A 20739-nucleotide genomic window follows, 5' to 3' on the forward strand; every position below is an offset into this window, starting at 1 on the left:
CAAAGCATCCCAACACCCGGCAACCTGGCCGGGCGAGCATAAAAGTGCGGCTATTCTAACAATTCAGCCGCTAAAACCAATAAAAAACCGGCCCTGAGGCCGGTTTAACTGTGACTAACTGTGACTAACTGAGACGTAGCAAAGATCAGTCACAGGCCTTCAGCACGCTGGCATCATTCACCAGAATGGTGGCTGTGCCTGCAGAAGCTGACTTGGCGAAACCTGCTACCTGCCACTGCATCTCTGCAGTCGCTGCAGCTGCCTTGCCATCGGTGGCACCGTTTTCGCTTGGGTCCACGATGGAGCTGTGATGTCCCTTGATAAAGCGCACTGCGCCACCGCCCTGAGCCGTGGTATCACGACACTCCAGCCCCAGATTTGCAATCAGTGGCTCGGTACCCGACAGCGGGAAGCCTTCCACACTGTTTGGCAGTACCTGATCAGGCAGGTTACCGTTACCGTCACCTACCACCTCAATCAGGTGAACCGGCAAACCAGTCGCCTTCAACATGCCGGCATGGTTTACAGGGTCAATGGAGTCCACACCGGTTTGGATGGCAAACGCGAAGGTAGGGATAAAGCCGGCGTAAACCTGCTGTACCAGCGCTGCGTATTCAGGGCTGCCAGGCTCATAACCTGCCGTGTTGGCGGCATCCACCATGGCCTGGAACTCTGGGGTACCGGTAATGGTACTAAAGAGTACAGGGCCAAAGGTTGCGGAGCCCGCGAACGCGCCAGCCAAGCCACCGGAAGGCGCAACCAACGACGCTGCTGTGATGGCATAGGGATTGGGCAACTGAGTACCTGTGGTTGGGTCAACCAAACCGGTTGAAGCGTAAGTGGCAAAGTTGGTGTTTACAATGCCGCCGAGGCTCAGGCCCTGGGAAGACACCTTGGACACATCGAATACCTGCGGCTGGTTATTGGCGGCCAAATATTGCGCCATGCCGGTGAGCGCCAATCGCACGCCCAGATGGTCAGCCACGGCCTGACGGAAGTTATCCCGCACAGACAGGGAGCTTGCGATATTCACAAACACCAGCGGTGAACCATTTTTGAACGCGTCAGGTTTACCAACCACAGGACCAAATGAAGGATCGGTCGCTGAGATTTCATAGATACCATCTTTGTTGGCATCGAATGAACGCTCACCGTGGAGCGGCATATCGATTGCAACCGTTGCCACACCAGCTGCGGCGTAGGTACCCGCATAGGCGAGCGCCATCTCTTTACCGCCGCCCAGACCGTGCATGGCAATGTTCACCGGCCAGCCATTGGCAGGTGGCACAAAGGCCTGGCCCTGAGCTTCGGTGAAGGCCTTCAGCTTGGCTGCGTTTGGCAGGGTCATAAGCACAGAGACACTTTCGTAGGTCTTGGGTGCAGGAATGGGGTTGAACTTGGTAACATGGCGGGTTTTATCCGCTGGGGTACCGTCATCAAGCTTAAACTGCTTTCCAGCCAGCAGCGCAGGGTTTGCCAGCGCGGCGGCGGGGTCTTCAATGCCCTGGGCCATTGCCTGGGCACCAAAGTTTTGTTGGCTCAGGGTGCCGGCCTGCAGCGCAAGCAGCACAGACACGGGGCTGTCGCCCAGGGCAGTCCAGCGGCCGTTAATCTTGGGCGCCATGTCAGCGGTCAAACAGCCGTTGGCGGAACAATCGCTGTAAACGGGCAGCTTGATTTTGGCAACGTACACATCGGCCAGATCAGACAGCACGTAAGGCAGACCCATTTCTGGGCTCATGCCTGCCATTTGCGCCACTGTCATCCCGGTCGGGGTTGGAAACATATCGAACGACGGCTTGAACGCATCGTTGCTTACCATCAGCAGTTTCAGGGTTTCGTACGCAGGATTTACCGATTGGGTGGTAAAGAGGCTCGAGTAGGTGATGCTGGCCTTATCAACGCCTTTGGACTCGAGGGCATTTTCATAGCTGTTAACCAGCGCCTGCAGTCCGCGCTGTGCTTCGGTGCCCAGCGGATGTGTGGTGATATCCATCTTCACCGAACCGTAGGTCGAAGACGTTGCGACCGGACGGTTTTCAGAGTCTTCAATGAGAGTAGTGGTCGCGTAGATGTACGACTGACCGGCTTTCAGTGGCTTTAATGGCACTATGACAATCTTGTTGCCCACGGCCTGACTGATAAAGTCGACACCGAATTGCAGCTCATCGCCAATCTTACAGGCTGAAACCGAAGGCGCCGCTTTACACTCAGCGTCTGAAGAGAGTGCGCCGCCTACAGTGGCCTCAAATACACGCACTGCACCAGATTGGAATACAGAGGCTGCGTTCAGGGACAGCAGGTTACCGCCGTGATCTCTGGATGGGGCAAAATCAATGCTGATGGGCTGCGTGGTAGACCAGCCATCAAGCGCGCCAATGGCGTACTGAGGATTGGTGTAATCACCGCCTTCTTCTCCGGGAATGGCAAGGGTACCGTCGAGGGTGCCACTGAACAGCAGATCGCTTGGCAGCGGTACCTTGCCGGCTGTGGGATCAAACACCAGGTGGGACTCGGGGATCAGCGGCTCTATATTATCCCTGAGCTCATTGACACTATCCTCACCACCACAGCCGCTGAGGCCCAGAGCCGAGGCGATTGCTACTCCCAAAATGAGTCTTTTCATCTTTTTTCCCCAAATCTTGTTGTAATAATTTTGTTTTCCCCAAGAAATTGGTCACAATAGCCCGTATTGCGATGCCAACCGGACTTATTAAATGTCCGTAACTCGTTTCAACTTAACGCAAAAATATTGAGTTCGCTACAATTTTGTCACACTGCGCAATGAAGTGAACACCCAATAAACAGTCAATTGTTTTAAACAGCTGTATGACTCATAAAATCCCTCAGTAAAGACGGGAAGTTGCGCCAAGAGGAAGTTTAAATCCATGTTGGAATATAAAGTTGCCCCCGATGCTCTGAAAGGCAAAACGATTCTGGTTACCGGTGCCGGTGACGGTATCGGCCGCGCTGCGGCACTGGCTTATGCCGCCCACGGCGCCACTGTGATCCTGCTGGGCCGTACTGTGAAGAAACTCGAAGCCGTTTACGATGAAATCGAAGCGGCAGGCTACCCTACTCCGGCCATTGTGCCTTTGGATATGAAAGGCGCCACAGAGCAAAACTACCGCGACATGGCCGACACCATCGAAGAGCAATTTGGCCATCTCGATGGCGTGCTCCACAATGCCAGTGTGCTCGGTGTACTTGGCCCATTCGAGCACATAGATTTGGCGTCCCTCGAAGAAGTCATGAAGGTCAACGTTACCGCTCAGGCCATCATGACCAAGAGCCTGCTCAAGGTGCTGCGCAAGGCACCTTACGCTTCAGTCATATTCACCTCCAGCGGTGTTGGCCGTACCGGCCGTGCCTACTGGGGGCCTTATGCCTTCTCCAAATTTGCCACCGAAGGCATGATGCAGGTGCTTGCCCACGAGTGTGATGGCACCACTGTGCGTGCCAATTCAATCAACCCCGGTGCCACACGCACCAAGATGCGTGCCAATGCCTATCCGGGTGAAGATCCGCAAACCCTGAAAACCGCCGAAGAGCTGATGCCACTGTATGTATACCTGATGGCAGACGACAGCAAAGACCAGAATGGTCAGGCCTTCAGCGCACAATAAGCTGTATTCTCAAGGCCCGCTGAAGCGGGCTTTTTTATGTTTACTCTCAGCCAAATAAAATAAAGACCAAATACCATGACAACACCCTACCCCATTGGCACGCCAGGCACTCCCTGGAACGATGCCGACAAGCAAGCCTGGTTCGACGCCCAAACAGTAAAACGCAGCTATCAGGATGAAGTGCTGTCCCGCGTGCTGCCACTGGCTGCCGATTTTGAATTGGTTAACTACGGCGCGCTTTCCATCGATGCCGGACGTTTCCCGCTGTATGCTCTGAAAAACCAGTGGCAGCCGGGCCTGCCGCTGGCGCTGGTCACGGGAGGTGTTCACGGGTATGAAACCAGTGGCGTACAAGGCGCACTGGACTTTTTACATCATGATGCCAAAGAGTATCAGGGCAAGGTGAATCTGCTGGTTGCTCCTTGCGTGAGTCCCTGGGGTTATGAAATCATCAATCGTTGGAACCCCAAAGCAGTTGACCCAAATCGCTCCTTCGTGGAAAACAGTCCATCTGAGGAGTCGGCCGCACTGCTCAAGCTGGTTGCGCCTTATAAGTCTGACTTTGCGCTGCATATCGACCTGCACGAAACCACAGACACAGACGAAACCGAGTTTCGCCCGGCGCTGGCCGCCCGTGATGGCAAAGACTACGAGCCCGATATCATCCCCGATGGCTTTTACTTGGTGGGTGACAGCGATAATCCCCAGGAAGCCTTCCAAAAAGCGATTATCGAAGCCGTGGAAAAGGTCACCCATATCGCACCACCCGATGATAAGGGCAAGATTATTGGCTCACCGGTAGTGCAACACGGTGTAATCAACTACCCGGTGAAGCAACTGGGTTTGTGCGCCGGAATAACGGATGCGACTTTTACCACCACGACCGAAGTCTATCCCGACACCCCCAAAGCCACTGCCGAAGAATGTAATGCGGCTCAGGTCGCGGCCATTCGCGCCGCGCTGGACTTTATGCTGGCAAATCGTTGAGAAATCAGGGTTTGGTTTTATAACAAAAAAACGGCAGCCTTGGCTGCCGTTTTTAACTCTTAAGCTTTACTCAAGCCGGATGGCTGCGAAGTAAATCGCCGTCTTACCTTCATGGCTTGAGTAATAACTTACCTTGAGCTCATCACTGTGTTCAGCGTGCTGCATCACCACCCCTGCATAGCTGGTGTCTCCCCCTGATGGCAGCGATAAATGCTCGGCTACATGGCCCGTAGTTTCGCAAATCTCCACCAGGGATGTGCGTATCTTTTCATCATAGAGCCGTACAATGGCCAGCAGTCGCCCCCGCCAGCGAAACGCAACCGGGCCACCGATACGGCAATCCAACTCAAGCCATTGCCAGTCAGTAAAAGGCGTTGAGGCTTTACCGAGTAAGCCATTTTTGCGGTCATCCCAGACGGGATCACGTCTAAGCAAACAAGTAAAGGTGCCGTCAGAGATCTCAAGGCCAGTTTCATTGACATAACCGTCGCGGTTAAGGCAAACAACCAGGGAGGTGAAATCAGCACCTTTGAGAGTGCCTTTCGGCGCAGCGCGGTACAGGCGCACATAACCATCGGGCCCGGGGCGGTAAGCCACACCGTAGAGTGCAGACTCATTCGGGGCAGTTTGTTCACTGTCATCGGCAATCACCCGCCACAGCCAGTAACCGGTGTCGGCGCAGTGTTCAGCTGCCTGCCAGTGACAGCCATCCGGCGAGCGCCACATAAGAGACTGCAGTGGCTCTCCGGCAATGGCTCTGGCACCAAACAGATAAAGCTGTCCCTGCCATACCAGTAACCTGGCGTCACGCAAATCCCCTTCTTCCAGCCTGATGAGCGCGGCTTCGTGCCAACTGGCACCCTCATCGGCAGACACCAATACCCTGAGAGCACCGTCAGGCGACACATGGGCAGAGCCTTCCCGAAAGGCACAGTAAAGACGACCATCAAAACGGATGAGATCGGTAAAGGCGTTGTGCTCACCCCGATCCCAGATTTTTGTCACCGACAGCAGTTTCATACCGCTTCCCTGTCAATAGTCCAAGTTACAGTCTGGTATAACACAAAAGGCCGCATAAGCGGCCTTTGACTTCGATATCCAACGCCTGAAGGCGGGATTAACTGCGAGTACGAGTCGGTTTGGGGCGTTTTGAGCCGGTGGCAGCGCCTACCTTACTCTTACGCACTGCGCGGCGAATTTTGGCGCTGCGCACCTGAGACGCACGCGCCACACTGTGCTTGTCGGTACCTATCATGGAGCGGGTTTCAGGGTCCATACCGGCCAGCTGACGCAGGTAGTTTACCTGCTCCAGAGGCAATTCAATCCAGCCACCACGGGGCAAGGTTTTCGGCAGTTCAATCATACCGTAACGCACGCGGATAAGGCGGCTTACCTGCACTTCCTGTGATTCCCACAGGCGGCGCACTTCACGGTTACGTCCTTCGCGCAGCCCTACGTGCCACCATTGGTTAACACCTTCACCACCGGCAGCCTTTACATAGTCAAACTGTGCCGGACCGTCTTCGAGCATCACGCCGGTACGCAGCTTTTGAATGGTAAAGTCATTCACTTCACCAAAGGTACGCACGGCATATTCGCGGTCAACCTCATTGGACGGGTGCATCAGGCGGTTAGCCAGCTCACCGTCAGAGGTAAACAGCAACAGGCCAGAGGTGTTGATGTCCAGACGACCCACAGCAACCCAACGTGCATCACGCAGCTTGGGCAGGCGGTCAAATACAGTTGGGCGGCCTTCGGGATCTTTGCGCGAGCAAATTTCGCCCTCGGGTTTATGGTAAGCCAGCACACGACAGATGATGTCGTCGGCTGATTTGATGGACACCAGGCGGCCGTCGAGACGCACTTTGGCGTCGGCATCCACCCTGTCTCCCAGGTTGGCGATTTCGCCGTTGATACTCACTCGTCCTGCAGCAATCCATGCCTCCATCTCACGACGGGAGCCATGGCCTGCACGGGCCAAGACTTTCTGCAACTTTTCACTCATGAGTTAATTCTTCCTGCGCATTTGGTAATTCAGTTTGTTTGCCAAATAACGCATCCAATGACTCCAGATCCGCCAGCGCCGGTAATGACGCCAGATTATCCAAGCCAAAATAGGCCAAAAATTCTGAAGTAGTAGCGTAAAGTGCCGGACGACCCGGAACCTCTTTATGCCCTACCACTCTGATCCATCGACGATCAGATAAGGTTTTCAGGATATGGCTTCCAAGTGCCACACCCCTTACCTGCTCAATATCACCCCGGGTCACAGGTTGGCGGTATGCGATCACCGCCAGGGTTTCCAGGGTTGCCCGCGAATACTTGGGCGCCTTTTCCTGCCACAGGGTCTGCAGGTAAGGGTTCAGGGTTTCCTGGGTCTGGAAGCGGTATCCACCCGCCACTTTCACCAGATTGACCCCACGTTCCTGATAATCGACCATCAGCTCGGCAACAACGGTACTGATCCTTTCCCGTGATACGGCAAAGGGAGCCAGCACACCTTCTCGCAATGCTTTGATGGTCATCGGCTTTTGCTGCACAAACAGACAAGCCTCTATCAATTGTTTCAGCTGTAAGTGACTAATCTGCGCCATCAGGTCGCCTTCACGTAAATGCCGCTGAGGGGCTCGGCCTGGTACAGCTCAACCAGGGTTTCCTTCACCAGTTCCATCAGCGCAAGAAAACTGACCACCACACCGCCACGGCCCTCTTCGGGGCTAAACAGCGCGGTGAAGGGGGTGAAGTGTTCATGATCCAGTTTGGCTAAAATTTCGCTCATTCGCTCCCGGGTGGAGAGCACTTCTTTCTTCACCTGGTGGTGTTCAAAGGCCGATGCGCGTTTAAGCACTTCAGCAAAGGCCATCGCCAGCTCTTTAAGCGAGACATCCGGCGGTATCACTTCAGGCTTAAGCCCTGGGGCTGCCTGAGCGCGGGCCTGATGTACATCACGCTCGAGCCGCGGCAGTTCGTCGAGCTTAAAAGCCGCCTCACGAATCGCCTCATAGGCCTTGAGCTGCTTGATAAGCCGAACCCGCGGATCTTCTTCCTCGTCGTCTTCCACCGCCATTTTGGGCAACAGCAGTCGCGACTTAATTTCCGCCAGGGTTGCCGCCATCACCAGGTAATCGGCAGCAAGCTCAATCCGCGCATCGGTCAGCAATCGGATGTACTCCAGGTACTGAGCCGCTATCAGGGTCAGGGGCAGTTCTATCACATCGAGCTTTTGCTTTCGGATAAGGTAAAGCAGCAAGTCGAGCGGACCTTCAAAAGCCTCCAGGAACACCTCAAGCGCTTCCGGTGGGATAAAGAGATCGACGGGCAACTCCCTGACGGGCTCCCCACGAACCACCGCAAGTGGCAAACTTTGCTGAATGCCTTGCATCCGTCCTCCAGGCTACCCAAAGGCCAACCTCTTACCAAAAAACCGAGCTTTTACAATGCGTAAGAGACTCAATTCTCACGGTTTGCAGCGCCGTACCCGATATCGGACACGAAAGCGCGCGATTATACCCGAAAACAGCTCTTCTTAAAAGCAACGCCGCGTGAAAGCAACACAGTCGGGGCGCGCCTTCTTACAGAAACGGACTGATATCCCCGGCGCCTTCCCTGAGCACCTCGAAGGTGTCTTCGGACATGTCCACCACCGTGGTCGGGCTCTCACCAAGGTAACCACCATTGAGAATGGCCTCCACCTGGTGTTCGAGCAGGTCGCGGATATGTTCAGGATCCGATTCGGCAAACTCCTGACCGGGCATCACCAAACTGGTGGACATCAAAGGCTCGCCGAGCGCTTCGAGCAGTGCCAGGGCTATCACGTTGTCGGGCACACGGATACCAATGGTTTTCTTCTTGTCGTTTTGTAAACGGCGCGGTACTTCTTTGGTGGCCTTGAAAATAAAGGTGTAAGGCCCGGGCGTGCAGTGTTTCACCAGGCGAAAGGCCTGATTTTCGACTCTGGCGTAGGTCGCAATTTCAGACAAGTCTCTGCACATCAAGGAGAAGTGATGGTCCTGCTCCATCTGACGAATTCGCACGATACGCTCCATGGCGTTTTTATCGCCAATCAGGCAACCAAGGGCATAGCCCGAGTCGGTGGGATACACAATCACGCCACCGCTTCTGAGAATATTGACCGCCTGATCTATCAGGCGTTTTTGAGGATTCACCTCATGCACATAAAAAAATTGACTCATTCCCTCGTCCCCCAGAGTTCGGTTTGCCAGACCCAGGTTACGCCCTGTGGTCGGTAAAGATTTTTACCCAGCTCGACAAAGCTGCCGGGAAAATGAAAATCGCTGCCCAGGCTGCCGTACAAGCCGTTGAGATGGGACAGCGCCACCAAATTGGCCCTGTCCTCCAATGTTTGCTGCCCCAGCACCACTTCCATGGCATCGCCGCCGGCTTCTTTAAACTCCCGCACCAACTTTTTCAGCCACTTGGCCGACATTTTATAGCCACTGGGGTGGGCAAGTACGGCAACACCCCCAGCGCGATGAACAATCGCAATGGCCGAGGCCATATCGCCCCAGTTGTTGGGCACATAGCCGGTTTTGTTGCGGGCCAGAAAGCGCTTGAATACCCCGGCCATATCCGCGGCAATGCCCCGTTCAACCAGCACCCTGGCATAATGGCCACGGCTGACAGCCGCGTTTCCGGCCAACGCCTTAGCCGCTTCAAAGGTGCCTTCGATACCGGCCTTGGCCAGACGATTGCCTATTTCACGGGCACGGACTTCCCGAAGCTCCCGTTGCCGTGCGAGAAACGCCTGCAACTCAGGATGATGCCGGTCCACCTGCAGCGCCACTATGTGGATATCGTAACTGTGCCAACGGGTTGATATTTCCACCCCGTCAACCAGTTCGAGCGGCGACTGCGACGCATTGTTGGCGCCGTGTGCCTCTTCAAGCCCATCGAGGGTGTCGTGGTCGGTAATTGCCAGCAGATTCACGCCGCGTTCGATGGCGCGTGTAACCACATCCGAGGGTGAAAGTTGTCCGTCGGAGGCTGTGGTGTGGCAGTGGAGATCAACCAAATAATTTTCATCGTTCATGGGCTTATTCTACTTGAAAGCATTATGAAAAGCGCCCCAAACTTTCAGCCCTTCCCGCCCCCAATCGATGGCCAAATCAGTGAGTTCGCATAGATTATGATAAATATTCAATTGACAATCCCCACCGCCTGGGTTTTTCTATAGGCCAACAACGAATTTCACAAGATAAACGCAACATGAATCCAATCATTGCTTCTTTCATCAACTGGTGGTGGCACTTCCCCAATACGCGGGTGGTGTGAAGCTTGGTGTGCGTTTAACAGACACAAGATTCATCGAAAAGGCCCGCACTAAGCGGGCCTTTTTGCATCTGGCCCGGGGAAAAGCGGCACAAAAACTTGAAGGATAACCGGATGACACAACAGGCGTTTGATGCCAAGGCAGAGGGAAAGCTGGCCACAGGCAAGTTGACCAAGCAGCCCTTGCCTTACCAGGATGACCCTCTGGCGCTCTACGAGAGCCTGACTCAGGATGCCCACCACACTCTCTTGCTGGAATCGGCTGAAATCGACAGCAAAGAGAACCTCAAAAGCATCATCATGACCCACGCGGCCCTGAAAATTGCCGCCCAGGGCTATCGGTTGGAATTTACCGCGCTGGATGACAACGGCCGGGTGCTGCTGCCCGCCATCGCCGGTTTTTTTAACTGCGAACTGCATGAGACCAACCATCTTGCAGTGACATTAACACGTGACACCGGCCTGCTGGATGAAGATGCCAGGCTAAAGTCCACCTCGCCCCTGGATGGTCTGCGAGCACTGCTCAAGCATATCCATATGGGTGGCAAGGTCGCCTTTGAAGATCTCTTTCTCGGCGGCGTACTGGCCTACGATTTGATTGATACCGTTGAGCCCCTGCCCAAAGCACGGGACGGCGCCAACACCTGCCCGGATTATCTCTTTTATCTCGCCGACACCCTGGTGCTTGTGGACCACAAGGCCAAACAGGCCGAATTGGTCTTGTCGGCCTTTTCCACCGACGGGCAAATATCACCCTTCATAGAAGATGAACTCAAGCGCCGCGCCAAGGTGATAGAGGCCATCGCCAATCGCCCCCGCCCGGTTAAAGCCCTCAAACCGGTGAATGTCGAGGCCAGCGTCAGCATCAGTGACGAAGACTTTAAAGACGCGGTGAACGCCCTGAAAGAGCACATCATCGCAGGCGATATTTTTCAGGTGGTGCCGTCAAGAAGCTTCAGCCTGCCCTGCCCCAATACTCTGGGTGCTTACAGAGCACTGCGTAAAACCAACCCAAGTCCTTACATGTTTTATTTTCGCAGCAGCGATTTCACCCTCTTTGGCGCCTCACCCGAGAGCGCACTGAAATACGATGCCGGCAGCAATCAGGTGGAAGTTTACCCCATCGCCGGCACCCGCAAACGCGGCAAAGATGCCAGTGGCAACATAGACCACGATCTGGATGGCCGCATCGAGCTGGAACTGCGCCTCGATAAAAAGGAACTCTCAGAGCACCTGATGCTGGTCGATTTGGCCCGAAATGATATTGCCCGCATCAGCCAAAGCGGTACCCGCAAGGTGGCAGAGCTGCTGAAGGTCGACCGATATAGCCACGTGATGCACCTGGTCAGCCGGGTCACAGGCCAACTGAGGCAGGATCTCGATGCCCTCCATGCCTATCAGGCCTGTATGAATATGGGCACGCTCACAGGAGCCCCCAAGGTTAGAGCCTCCCAGCTTATCCGCGAAACCGAAATGACCCGCCGGGGCAGCTATGGGGGCGCAGTGGGTTACCTGTCCGCCACCGGCGACATGGATACCTGTATCGTCATTCGCTCGGCCTTTGTGAAAGACGGCGTTGCCCATATTCAGGCCGGTGCCGGTGTGGTGTATGACTCAGATCCCCAGGCTGAGGCCGACGAAACCCGTCAAAAAGCACAGGCAGTGATCTCTGCCATCAAACTGGGAGGTGGCCTGTGAAACTCTATTTACTCGATAACTTCGATTCTTTTACCTACAACCTGGTCGACCAATTCCGCGCCCTGGATTTTGAAGTGGTGATTTACCGCAACGACGTTGACCCACAGCAGCTGGCAGCCAAGTTACTGGCCGAGCCTCAAACCGCACTGGTGCTCTCCCCCGGCCCAGGCGCACCACACGAAGCAGGCTGCATGATGGCGCTGATTAAACTGGTGGCCGGAAAACTGCCCATCCTGGGAATTTGTCTGGGTCATCAGGCGTTGGTGGAACACTACGGCGGCAAGGTAGAGCGCGCTCCCAGCGTGGTACACGGCAAGGCGAGCCCCACGGCTCATAACGGTCAGGGGATTTTCCGTAGCCTGCCATCACCCTTACCGGTGGCACGCTATCACAGTCTGGTGGCCACAGAGGTGCCTGACTCCCTCAAGGTCATTGCCACCACCGAAGGCATGCCCATGGCGGTTCTCCACGAAGAAGACAAGGCCCTGGGATTTCAGTTTCACCCTGAATCGATTCTGACTACCCTTGGCAGTACCTTGCTGGTGCAAAGCCTGCAATACCTGACCGGCATGGGCGCCAAAGGAGATCAGCAATGAGCAAGGACATCAGACAACTTCTCGATAAGGCCTACGGCGGCAACCCCTTGTCCCGAGACGAAGCCAAGTGTCTCTTTGCCGCGCTGGTAAGGGGCGAGCTTGATGAGGTCACCATTGCGGCGCTTTTGATGGCCCTCAAGGTGCGGGGCGAAACCATCGATGAAATCAGCGGCGCGGCCGATGCCATGCGCGAAGCGGCCAATCCCTTCCCACGGCCCGCACTTGATGGCGGCATTCTGGATATCGTCGGCACCGGCGGTGACGGTTTCAACACCATCAATATCTCCACCACCGCAACCTTTGTGGCGGCCGCGGCCGGCGCCAAGGTGGCCAAACACGGTAACCGCAGCGTGTCGTCCAAGTCTGGCTCGTCTGATCTGCTCGGTCAGTTCGGCATTGAGTTGACCATGACGCCAAAAACCGCCGCCGACTGTCTTGAAGCGCTGGGTATCTGTTTTCTCTTTGCCCCCCATTACCACGGCGGGGTAAAACATGCCATACCGGTAAGGCAAAAGCTCGCCACCCGCACCCTGTTCAATGTGCTCGGCCCCCTGATTAATCCAAGCCATCCCGACTTTATGCTGCTGGGGGTGTACAGTGCATCTCTGGTTCGTCCCATTGCCGAGGTGCTCTGCGCCCTTGGGGTAAAACGGGCCATGGTGGTACATGGAGAAGGGCTGGACGAAGTCGCGCTCCATGGCACAACCCAGGTCTGTGAACTCAAGAACGGTGAACTTGTCAATTACACGCTGTCGCCACAGGATTTTGGGCTTGAACCAGTGCAGGTGACTGAGCTTGAAGGCGGTAATCCAGAGGACAATGCGCTCATCACCGCTGCCATTTTAAAAGGCGAAGGTAAGGCCGCCCACCGGGATGCCGTGGCGCTTAACGCAGGCTGTGCCCTCTATGTGGCAGGGCTCGCCGACACGCCCCAGGCAGGATTTAAGCTTGCCATTGACACCCTCGCCTCCGGCAAGGCATATGAAAAACTGATTGGCCTCGCCGCCATGAGTCAGCAGCACAAGGCGTAAGGAATTAAGATACATGAGCAATGTGTTAACTAAGATTATCGAAACCAAATATGCCCATATCGATGCCCTCAAGCAGCGATTCCCGGAAGCCAGCCTCGCGCCGAAAATCTCTGACCGCAGCCTCTATCAGGCGCTGGCAGCACCCAACGCAGGTTTTATTCTGGAATGTAAAAAAGCCAGTCCATCCAAAGGACTCATTCGTGCCGATTTTGATCCTGTGGCCATCGCCAGCATTTACAGCCGCTACGCTGCGGGCATATCGGTACTGACGGATGAGCAGTTTTTTCAGGGCGACATGGACTATATCCCGCGGGTACGCGCCGCCGTCTCCCAGCCGGTGCTGTGCAAAGACTTTTTTATCTCGACCTATCAGGTGAGGCTTGCGGCCCATCAGGGCGCCGATGCCATACTGCTGATGCTGAGCGTACTGGATGACGACGATTACCGGCTGCTTGCTGCCGAAGCCGCCAAATATCAGCTCGACGTACTCACCGAAGTGAGCAACGACGATGAGCTCGGCCGCGCCATCGCCCTGAAAGCCCCTATTATTGGCATCAACAACCGAAACTTGCGTGACTTGAGCACAGATCTTGCCACTACAGAAGCGCTGGCGCCTCACATCCCTGCCGATACCCTGGTCATCAGCGAATCCGGCATTTACACCCACGAACAGGTAAAGCGCCTCGCCCCCCTGGTGCAGGGATTTTTGGTGGGCAGTTCCCTGATGGCGGAATCGAACCTGGATTTGGCCTGTCGACGCCTGATCTACGGTGAAAACAAGGTCTGCGGCCTGACCCGGGAAACGGATATTGAGGCCGCCGCCAACGCCGGTGCCGTATATGGCGGGCTGATTTTTGCCGCAAAATCCCCCCGCTGCGTAACAGCAGAAAAAGCACAGGCCCTGAGCGCATTCAATCGCGCGGCAAGCCAGCCTCTGGCACTGGTGGGCGTGTTTGTGGATGAAGCGATCGCCAAAGTTGCCAGCCTTGCCAAGACGTTGGGACTCGCGGCGGTGCAGCTGCACGGCCAGGAAGATGAAGCCTATATCGAAAGCCTCCGCGCACGTTTATCACAGGAGTTAACCGAGGCCTGTGAGATTTGGAAAGCTGTGGCCGTTGAAGCAGACAAGGCATCCGCCATCCCCCATGGGGCAAACCGCATTGTGTATGACAGCAAAAACAGTGCTGGCTTTGGCGGCACAGGTGTGTGTTTTGATTGGCAATTGAATCTTGCAGACAAACACCGGGCCATGCTGGCCGGAGGTCTCGATGCAAATAACGCCACTACCGCCGCCAAGCAGGGCTTTTTGGGGCTGGACTTTAATTCAGGGCTGGAAGAGGCGCCCGGCATCAAGTCTGCTGCGCTTATCGAACAGGCCTTTGCCCGCCTTCGCAACTACTGACAAACACTTAACCGAACAGAATTTTTGGTGGTAACGCCGCCATAGCAGATTGACTGACTTTGGAGAGACACAATGAGCGAGCTGAAACTCGATCCCTACTTCGGCGAATACGGCGGCATGTACGTGCCGCAGATTCTGATGCCGGCGCTGAAGCAGCTGGAAACCGCCTTTGTCGAGGCACAGCAAGACCCCGAGTTTTTAAAAGAATTCCACGACCTGTTGAAGAACTACGCCGGTCGTCCCACGGCGCTTACCCTGACCCGCAATCTGTCTCCCAATCCCAGGGTGAAGATTTACTTAAAGCGTGAGGATCTGCTGCACGGCGGTGCCCACAAGACCAATCAGGTACTCGGTCAGGCATTGCTCGCCAAACGCATGGGCAAAAAAGAGATTATTGCCGAGACAGGCGCCGGACAACATGGTGTGGCCACAGCGCTGGCCTGCGCCCTGTTGGGGCTCAAGTGCAAGGTGTACATGGGCGCCAAAGACGTGGCCCGCCAGAGCCCCAATGTATTTCGTATGCGCTTGATGGGCGCCGAGGTTATCCCGGTCACCTCCGGCTCGGCCACCCTCAAGGATGCCTGTAACGAGGCCATGCGCGACTGGTCCGGCAGCTACGATCGCGCCCACTATCTACTGGGTACAGCAGCAGGGCCGCATCCCTTCCCCACCATAGTACGTGAGTTTCAGCGCATGATTGGCGCCGAAACCAAAGCCCAAATGCTGGAAAAAGAAGGCCGCCTGCCGGATGCGGTTATCGCCTGCGTGGGTGGCGGCTCCAACGCCATCGGTATGTTTGCCGACTTTATTGACGAGCCTTCGGTGAAACTGATTGGGGTGGAGCCGGCCGGTAAGGGCATTGATACCCCAATGCACGGTGCGCCGCTCAAGCATGGCAAGACGGGTATCTTCTTTGGCATGAAAGCCCCCTTGATGCAGGATGAGCATGGCCAGATTGAAGAGTCCTATTCGATTTCTGCCGGTCTGGACTTCCCTTCCGTGGGACCGCAGCACGCCTACCTCAATGCCACTGGCCGCGCCACCTATGAGTCGGCCACCGATGACGAGGCGCTGGAAGCATTCCAGCTGCTTGCCCGCAGCGAAGGTATTATTCCGGCGCTGGAGTCTGCCCATGCACTGGCCTACGCACTGCGTCTGGCCAAAGACGCCACCGAAGAGCAAATCATTGTGGTCAATCTCTCTGGCCGCGGCGATAAAGACATTTTCACCGTATCTGACATCTTAGACGGCAAGGCCAGCGCATAAGGAGTACTGCCATGAACCGATATTCAAACGCCTTTGCCCGATTAAAAGCCGAATCACGGGGCGCCTTCGTGCCTTTCGTCACCCTGGGGGACCCGGGCATTGAGGAGAGTCTCGCGATTATTGATGCCCTGGTCGAAGGCGGCGCCGATTGTCTGGAGCTGGGTTTTCCCTTCTCCGACCCCCTCGCCGATGGTCCTGTGATCCAGGGTGCCAATATCCGCGCCCTGGCCGCCGGTACTACGCCGGACACCTGTTTCAGGATGATTGAACAAATCCGCGCCAAGTATCCTGAGCTGCCCATCGGTCTCTTACTGTACGCCAATTTGGTGTTTGCCAACGGCATAGAGGCGTTTTACCGCCGCGCCAAGGCCGCCGGAGTGGACTCAGTGCTGATTGCCGATGTGCCTGCAGAAGAGTCGGCGCCTTTCGTTGCCGCCGCCAGGGCCGAAGGCATAGCACCGATTTTTATTGCGCCCCCCAATGCCGACACCGATACCCTGCGTCTGGTGGCGTCACTTGGCGAAGGTTACACCTACCTCCTGTCCCGCGCCGGAGTGACAGGTGCCGATAACAAGGCAGGTATGCCTCTGGACTCTGTGCTGTCGGCCCTGAAGGAATTCAATGCGCCGCCACCACTGCTGGGCTTTGGCATTGCCGAACCCTCACAGGTTAAGGAAGCGATCGCCGCGGGCGCCGCCGGTGCCATTTCCGGCTCCGCCGTGGTCAAGCGTATTGACGCCTTGAAAGACGACATGCCTAAGCTCTTGGCAGAGCTCAAATCCTTTGCCAGCGCCATGAAGGCTGCCACCTGAGGCGCTGAAACACGCAGGTTTCCCTCATAAGAAGGGGGAAGACAATCTACACAGCGGGCTTGCCCGCTGTTTTTTTCTTGCAGGTATTCAGCGCAGCGGTGAAGATGCCGTGGCAATGGAGACAAATGCAACTGCAATAGATTGATTTTTCAGGCAGCAATGCCGGGAAGGTTGACTCTCAGTGTCAGCTGAAATACAACTTAGTCTATCCGGCACCATTCGGCTCAATGCCGAAGCAGCAGCTAAGGAGTGGCCCATGGCCAAGGCACTGCTAGTGATAGATGTTCAACAACTGCTTTTTGAAGGCGCCACGCCGCCATTCGATTCCGCCAATATCATCCAGCGTATCAACCAGTTAACCCAAACTGCCCGCGCAAAAGGCGCTGTGGTTATCTTTATCCAGCATGAACAGCCAGGCACCCCCATCGCCCGCGACACAGAGGGCTGGCAATTGGTGAGTGGTCTTATTCAGGACGAAAACGACTACTTCGTCGGTAAAACCACCCCGGACAGTTTTCAGGGAACCGGGCTTAAGGCCTTACTGGATGAACTGGATGTGGATGCACTGGCAATATGCGGCTATGCCAGTGAGTTTTGCGTTGATACCACGGTGAGACGCGCCCTGGCGCTGGGATATCCCGTGGACCTTATCAGCGATGCGCACACCACAGCAGACAAGGCGCATCTGGATGCCAAAAGCATCATTGCCCACGAAAATGCGACCCTTTGCAGTATCAAAAGCTTTGGGGTTGTAGCTTCAGCTGTGAATGCAAATGACTGGCAGCCGTAAGTGACATCTCTGAGAAACCGGCTGTCAGAGTAAGCTGTAAATCTTCCCAATCAATGGCCACTGAATGTGGCCATTGATTTTTACCCGCAGCTGAGCCTTAAGTGCCGGGCATGCTTTCAAGCTTATTTCGACGCAGGAACTCCCGTGTGGTTACTGTCAGCTTGGGGTTCAGAAGCTGAATGGGGCTCAAGCAAAAGCGGTGACTCGGGTGTGATGGGGTCTGATATTGAGGCTGTGTGGGCTGCCCCTTGCCAGGCACTTTGCCAATTATCCAAAGCGGCCGCCAGTGCAACGCCCTGTACTTCGGTCAGGATACCGTTATGACCGGCAATCACCCCATCGGCAACCGACAGCACCCATACTGCCTGACGGTTGGCATCCTCACAGCTTTGCACCGTTTTTCGGGCGTGCAGACGGGCGCGGATCTTCCAGCCAGGGCCATCCAGCACCTGCATACAGCCGGGTTTGGCATCGTGGTCCTGCAGCGCCTTGGGAAGAACGAGTGTGCGGCTGCAATCTCGCCCCGGACAGGGGTCAATATCGTGGGTAATAGCCCAGGAGTTGCCCACGGCGCGCTCTCCTTCCTTGAGCCAATTGAAGGCCTCCAGCACAGCAAAATCCGTTTTGGACTGCAGCACCAGCATGGCTGGCCCGGCATTGTCTGGGCTACGCCATTTATCCAGCGGTTGATATTCCCTGGCGGAGGCCGCGGGATTAAGCAGCACGGTAAGATGCCGCTGCCCCTGCCCCTTTGCCAGATTCTCCAGCAGGCTTTGCTTGCGGGCATGGAGCGCCACCACGCCACCAAGGCTGTGGCCTATCAGGGTATAGCGTCCCAGGATACCTTCATCCGCGAGGGTGTCGAGCTCAGCCAATAACGGCCTGACGCCATGTTCTCCTACCCGCTTTGCCACGCGTTTGCTGGTGAATATGGTGGGAAAGTCCAGCGGCTCAACCACGCTGTCGGGGTCGTCAGAGCCGTCAAGCCAAAAGGGGTCGTACTGATCGCCGCGCCAACCGATATAGAGACCCAGCAGCGACGGTTTAGTCGCCGACATCTGTTGGTAAAAACGCTGAAAGGCGACAAAGTTATCGTCATTTGGCGCTGCATTGTGGTGCCAGCCGTGGATAAAAATCAGCAGGTCTGAACCCGGCGTCGTCCTTAGACGAGCCTTGAGCGCATCAAACTGGGCGGGCAGATGCATCTCGCCGTCATCATTGAATTCGATGACGTGGAAATTGGCGAGGGACTGTTCTGGCAAAACAGGATGGTAGGCAATATCTGGGATACGTGTGGACCAAATGGACAGCCCAAGCAGCACAATCAGGGCAAATTTTACGGCCGCGATGCCTTTCAACCACTTACGCAAAACACACATCCACAAGATCAAAACCCCTGCTGGGGCGGGCGGCCATTATAGAGGTGTGAGCTGGGTTTCACCAGCGGGTAAAGTGCCATACCCAGCGGCCAATCCCCATGTTACACTCGGTTTCTCGCTGACGGCACAACACAAGCTTACCGGCCGTCAAAGGCTTACACTTTCGGACTTCACAGGACGCCATGAAACAGCTGCTCGATTTTTTACCGCTTCTGGTCTTTTTCGCCGTTTACAAGTTTTTTGATATTTATGCCGCCACCGGCGCCCTGATTGTCGCGACGCTTATCCAGCTCATCGCCACCTATGCGCTGTATAAAAAAATCGAAAAAATGCACCTGATCACCTTTGCCCTGGTGGCCAGCTTCGGTACCGCTACCCTGATTTTCCACGATGATGCCTTTATCAAGTGGAAGGTGACCATAGTTTATGCCCTGTTCGCCATCGCTCTCATTGCCGGGCAGTTTCTGGGGAAGCCCATTCTCAAATCCATGCTCGGTCAGGAAATGCCGGTAGACGATAAGATTTGGGCCAGACTCACCTGGTACTGGGTGCTGTTTTTTGTCGCCTGTGGGCTTATCAACATCTATGTGGCTTTCAGCCTGTCCCAGGAAACCTGGGTGAACTTCAAGGTATTCGGGCTGACCGCCGCCACCCTGGTGAACACACTGCTTACCGTGGTTTACCTGTTCAAACATCTTCCCGAAGATAAAAAGAAGGAACTCAAATAATGTGGTACATGATTTCATCCCAGGACGTTACCAACAGTCTCGAAAAACGCCTTGCCGCCCGTCCAGCACACCTGGCGCGCCTGCAGGAACTGGCCGATGAAGGTCGCCTGATGATTGCCGGTCCACACCCGGCTATCGACAGCGATAATCCAGGTGAAGCGGGCTTCACCGGCTCTCTGGTAGTGGCCGAATTTGAATCACTGGAGCTCGCCCAGGCCTGGGCCGATGCCGATCCTTACATTGCCGCAGGCGTGTATGAAAAGGTGATCGTAAAACCATTTAAGCGAGTGTTGCCCTGATGAAGGTCATTTCCTTTAACATCAATGGCCTGCGTTCGCGCCTGCATCAACTTCAAGCGCTGATTGATACCCAGGCGCCTGATATCATCGGCCTGCAGGAAACCAAGGTACACGACGAAGCCTTTCCCCTCGCCGATGTCGAGGCCATGGGTTACAAGGTTTATTACCATGGTGGCAAGGCCCATTACGGTGTGGCGCTGCTGTCGAAGGTTGAACCCGAATCCGTGGAAAAGGGTTTCCCATGGGATGCAGAAGATGCCCAAAGACGGATGATCATCGGAAAATTCCGTCTGCCAAACGGCCGCATGCTTACCGTGATGAACGGCTACTTCCCCCAGGGTGAGAGCCGGGATCATGAAATCAAGTTTCCGGCCAAGCGTAAGTTTTATGCCGATCTCCAGCGCCTCCTGACCGAATCCTACAGCTGCGATGATGACATCATCATCATGGGGGATATCAACATATCTCCGTTGGATTTGGACATAGGCATTGGTCCGGACAATGCCAAACGCTGGCTCAGAACCGGTAAGTGCAGTTTCCTGCCGGAAGAGCGCGAGTGGCTGCAAACCCTGAAAGACTGGGGATTTGACGACAGCTTCCGGGTACTGCACCCCGAAAAAGACGCCACCTATTCCTGGTTCGATTACCGCAGCAAGGGCTTTGATGATAACCGCGGGCTGCGTATCGATGTGATCATGACAACCAGATCACTCACAGGCCGGCTGGTTGCGTCTGGTGTGGATTACCATATTCGCGCCATGGAAAAGCCATCGGATCACGCCCCCGTCTGGAGCGAGTTCGAGTAAGCCCTGGCTGTTCACCAAAAAAAGCGCCGA

Annotated in this window: 20 protein-coding genes; 12 read left to right on the top strand and 8 right to left on the bottom strand. The window is 55.5% G+C overall.

What is annotated here, in order from left to right:
• Positions 1–145 precede the first annotated feature (145 nt).
• The gene (locus K0H79_RS10990; RefSeq protein WP_220075822.1) at positions 146–2626 is read right to left on the bottom strand and encodes a VolA/Pla-1 family phospholipase; all 2481 of its coding nucleotides are present in this window, start codon (positions 2624–2626) and stop codon (positions 146–148) included.
• A 262-nt stretch (positions 2627–2888) separates the two neighbouring features.
• Between K0H79_RS10990 and K0H79_RS10995 the strand changes: the two genes are divergently transcribed.
• A complete protein-coding gene (locus tag K0H79_RS10995; protein WP_220075823.1) occupies positions 2889–3626 on the top strand; it encodes a YciK family oxidoreductase in 738 nt (245 codons plus the stop codon).
• 75 nt (positions 3627–3701) lie between these two features.
• A complete protein-coding gene (locus K0H79_RS11000; protein WP_220075824.1) occupies positions 3702–4613 on the top strand; it encodes a M14 family metallocarboxypeptidase in 912 nt (303 codons plus the stop codon).
• 66 nt (positions 4614–4679) lie between these two features.
• Here the strand turns inward: K0H79_RS11000 and K0H79_RS11005 are convergent, their stop codons facing one another.
• The 6 genes from K0H79_RS11005 to rnm form a co-directional block, all read right to left on the bottom strand.
• On the bottom strand, positions 4680–5633 hold the full coding sequence (locus K0H79_RS11005) for an exo-alpha-sialidase (RefSeq protein ID WP_220075825.1): 954 nt from the start codon (positions 5631–5633) through the stop codon (positions 4680–4682).
• 97 nt (positions 5634–5730) lie between these two features.
• A complete protein-coding gene (gene rluB, locus K0H79_RS11010) occupies positions 5731–6618 on the bottom strand; it encodes a 23S rRNA pseudouridine(2605) synthase RluB (protein WP_011760237.1) in 888 nt (295 codons plus the stop codon).
• Positions 6611–7207, bottom strand: coding sequence for an SMC-Scp complex subunit ScpB (gene scpB, locus K0H79_RS11015; RefSeq protein ID WP_011760238.1), 597 nt, complete (start codon positions 7205–7207; stop codon positions 6611–6613). Before scpB ends, rluB begins: the two co-directional genes overlap by 8 nt.
• On the bottom strand, positions 7207–7995 hold the full coding sequence (locus K0H79_RS11020) for a ScpA family protein (protein WP_220075827.1): 789 nt from the start codon (positions 7993–7995) through the stop codon (positions 7207–7209). The genes scpB and K0H79_RS11020 overlap by 1 nt, the downstream gene beginning before the upstream one ends.
• 190 nt (positions 7996–8185) lie before the next feature.
• Positions 8186–8806 (bottom strand): L-threonylcarbamoyladenylate synthase, encoded by a 621-nt coding sequence (locus tag K0H79_RS11025; RefSeq protein ID WP_011760240.1) that lies wholly within the window; start codon positions 8804–8806, stop codon positions 8186–8188.
• Positions 8803–9663, bottom strand: a complete 861-nt coding sequence (gene rnm, locus K0H79_RS11030; protein WP_220075828.1) for an RNase RNM — start codon at positions 9661–9663, stop codon at positions 8803–8805. The genes K0H79_RS11025 and rnm overlap by 4 nt, the downstream gene beginning before the upstream one ends.
• Before the next feature lie 353 nt (positions 9664–10016).
• On the opposite strand from rnm, the gene K0H79_RS11035 reads away from it, so the two are divergent.
• From K0H79_RS11035 to K0H79_RS11065, 7 genes are all read left to right on the top strand, one after another.
• Complete coding sequence (locus tag K0H79_RS11035) at positions 10017–11600, top strand: anthranilate synthase component 1 (protein ID WP_220075830.1); 1584 nt, start codon at positions 10017–10019, stop codon at positions 11598–11600.
• On the top strand, positions 11597–12196 hold the full coding sequence (locus K0H79_RS11040; protein ID WP_220075831.1) for an aminodeoxychorismate/anthranilate synthase component II: 600 nt from the start codon (positions 11597–11599) through the stop codon (positions 12194–12196). Before K0H79_RS11035 ends, K0H79_RS11040 begins: the two co-directional genes overlap by 4 nt.
• Positions 12193–13227, top strand: coding sequence for an anthranilate phosphoribosyltransferase (gene trpD / locus K0H79_RS11045; protein WP_220075832.1), 1035 nt, complete (start codon positions 12193–12195; stop codon positions 13225–13227). Before K0H79_RS11040 ends, trpD begins: the two co-directional genes overlap by 4 nt.
• A 13-nt stretch (positions 13228–13240) precedes the next feature.
• Positions 13241–14629: a bifunctional indole-3-glycerol-phosphate synthase TrpC/phosphoribosylanthranilate isomerase TrpF gene (trpCF, locus tag K0H79_RS11050; protein WP_220075833.1), complete on the top strand. Its 1389-nt coding sequence runs from the start codon at positions 13241–13243 to the stop codon at positions 14627–14629.
• Between the two features lie 72 nt (positions 14630–14701).
• Entirely contained in the window at positions 14702–15895 is a 1194-nt protein-coding gene (trpB, locus tag K0H79_RS11055) for a tryptophan synthase subunit beta (RefSeq protein ID WP_220064873.1), read from the top strand.
• 11 nt (positions 15896–15906) lie between these two features.
• Entirely contained in the window at positions 15907–16707 is an 801-nt protein-coding gene (gene trpA / locus K0H79_RS11060; RefSeq protein ID WP_220075834.1) for a tryptophan synthase subunit alpha, read from the top strand.
• Positions 16708–16963: 256 nt separating this feature from the next.
• On the top strand, positions 16964–17497 hold the full coding sequence (locus tag K0H79_RS11065; protein WP_220075835.1) for a cysteine hydrolase family protein: 534 nt from the start codon (positions 16964–16966) through the stop codon (positions 17495–17497).
• 122 nt (positions 17498–17619) lie between these two features.
• On the opposite strand, the gene K0H79_RS11070 is transcribed toward K0H79_RS11065, so the two are convergent.
• Positions 17620–18876, bottom strand: coding sequence for an alpha/beta hydrolase (locus tag K0H79_RS11070; protein WP_220078148.1), 1257 nt, complete (start codon positions 18874–18876; stop codon positions 17620–17622).
• Between the two features lie 182 nt (positions 18877–19058).
• Between K0H79_RS11070 and K0H79_RS11075 the strand changes: the two genes are divergently transcribed.
• Genes K0H79_RS11075 through xthA form a run of 3 tightly spaced genes read left to right on the top strand, consistent with a single transcriptional unit; the run spans position 19059 to position 20709 of the window.
• Positions 19059–19604 carry a septation protein A gene (locus K0H79_RS11075; protein WP_011760250.1) on the top strand — a complete coding sequence of 182 codons (546 nt, stop codon included), beginning with the start codon at positions 19059–19061 and terminating at the stop codon, positions 19602–19604.
• Positions 19604–19903, top strand: coding sequence for a YciI family protein (locus K0H79_RS11080; protein WP_220075836.1), 300 nt, complete (start codon positions 19604–19606; stop codon positions 19901–19903). The genes K0H79_RS11075 and K0H79_RS11080 overlap by 1 nt, the downstream gene beginning before the upstream one ends.
• Positions 19903–20709, top strand: coding sequence for an exodeoxyribonuclease III (gene xthA / locus K0H79_RS11085; protein WP_220075837.1), 807 nt, complete (start codon positions 19903–19905; stop codon positions 20707–20709). Before K0H79_RS11080 ends, xthA begins: the two co-directional genes overlap by 1 nt.
• Positions 20710–20739 lie beyond the last annotated feature (30 nt).

Origin of the sequence: Shewanella sp. FJAT-52076 (genome assembly GCF_019457455.1) — a bacterium.
Taxonomy (GTDB): Bacteria; Pseudomonadota; Gammaproteobacteria; order Enterobacterales; family Shewanellaceae; genus Shewanella; species Shewanella zhangzhouensis.

What these genes read in the sequence shown, in the direction of transcription:
- K0H79_RS10990 (WP_220075822.1), bottom strand. Translation starts at nt 2,626, where the DNA reads ATGAAAAGACTCATTTTGGGAGTAGCAATCGCCTCGGCTCTGGGCCTC.
- K0H79_RS10995 (WP_220075823.1), top strand. Translation starts at nt 2,889, where the DNA reads ATGTTGGAATATAAAGTTGCCCCCGATGCTCTGAAAGGCAAAACGATT.
- K0H79_RS11000 (WP_220075824.1), top strand. Translation starts at nt 3,702, where the DNA reads ATGACAACACCCTACCCCATTGGCACGCCAGGCACTCCCTGGAACGAT.
- K0H79_RS11005 (WP_220075825.1), bottom strand. Translation starts at nt 5,633, where the DNA reads ATGAAACTGCTGTCGGTGACAAAAATCTGGGATCGGGGTGAGCACAAC.
- rluB (WP_011760237.1), bottom strand. Translation starts at nt 6,618, where the DNA reads ATGAGTGAAAAGTTGCAGAAAGTCTTGGCCCGTGCAGGCCATGGCTCC.
- scpB (WP_011760238.1), bottom strand. Translation starts at nt 7,207, where the DNA reads ATGGCGCAGATTAGTCACTTACAGCTGAAACAATTGATAGAGGCTTGT.
- K0H79_RS11020 (WP_220075827.1), bottom strand. Translation starts at nt 7,995, where the DNA reads ATGCAAGGCATTCAGCAAAGTTTGCCACTTGCGGTGGTTCGTGGGGAG.
- K0H79_RS11025 (WP_011760240.1), bottom strand. Translation starts at nt 8,806, where the DNA reads ATGAGTCAATTTTTTTATGTGCATGAGGTGAATCCTCAAAAACGCCTG.
- rnm (WP_220075828.1), bottom strand. Translation starts at nt 9,663, where the DNA reads ATGAACGATGAAAATTATTTGGTTGATCTCCACTGCCACACCACAGCC.
- K0H79_RS11035 (WP_220075830.1), top strand. Translation starts at nt 10,017, where the DNA reads ATGACACAACAGGCGTTTGATGCCAAGGCAGAGGGAAAGCTGGCCACA.
- trpD (WP_220075832.1), top strand. Translation starts at nt 12,193, where the DNA reads ATGAGCAAGGACATCAGACAACTTCTCGATAAGGCCTACGGCGGCAAC.
- trpCF (WP_220075833.1), top strand. Translation starts at nt 13,241, where the DNA reads ATGAGCAATGTGTTAACTAAGATTATCGAAACCAAATATGCCCATATC.
- trpB (WP_220064873.1), top strand. Translation starts at nt 14,702, where the DNA reads ATGAGCGAGCTGAAACTCGATCCCTACTTCGGCGAATACGGCGGCATG.
- trpA (WP_220075834.1), top strand. Translation starts at nt 15,907, where the DNA reads ATGAACCGATATTCAAACGCCTTTGCCCGATTAAAAGCCGAATCACGG.
- K0H79_RS11065 (WP_220075835.1), top strand. Translation starts at nt 16,964, where the DNA reads ATGGCCAAGGCACTGCTAGTGATAGATGTTCAACAACTGCTTTTTGAA.
- K0H79_RS11070 (WP_220078148.1), bottom strand. Translation starts at nt 18,876, where the DNA reads ATGTGTGTTTTGCGTAAGTGGTTGAAAGGCATCGCGGCCGTAAAATTT.
- K0H79_RS11075 (WP_011760250.1), top strand. Translation starts at nt 19,059, where the DNA reads ATGAAACAGCTGCTCGATTTTTTACCGCTTCTGGTCTTTTTCGCCGTT.
- K0H79_RS11080 (WP_220075836.1), top strand. Translation starts at nt 19,604, where the DNA reads ATGTGGTACATGATTTCATCCCAGGACGTTACCAACAGTCTCGAAAAA.
- xthA (WP_220075837.1), top strand. Translation starts at nt 19,903, where the DNA reads ATGAAGGTCATTTCCTTTAACATCAATGGCCTGCGTTCGCGCCTGCAT.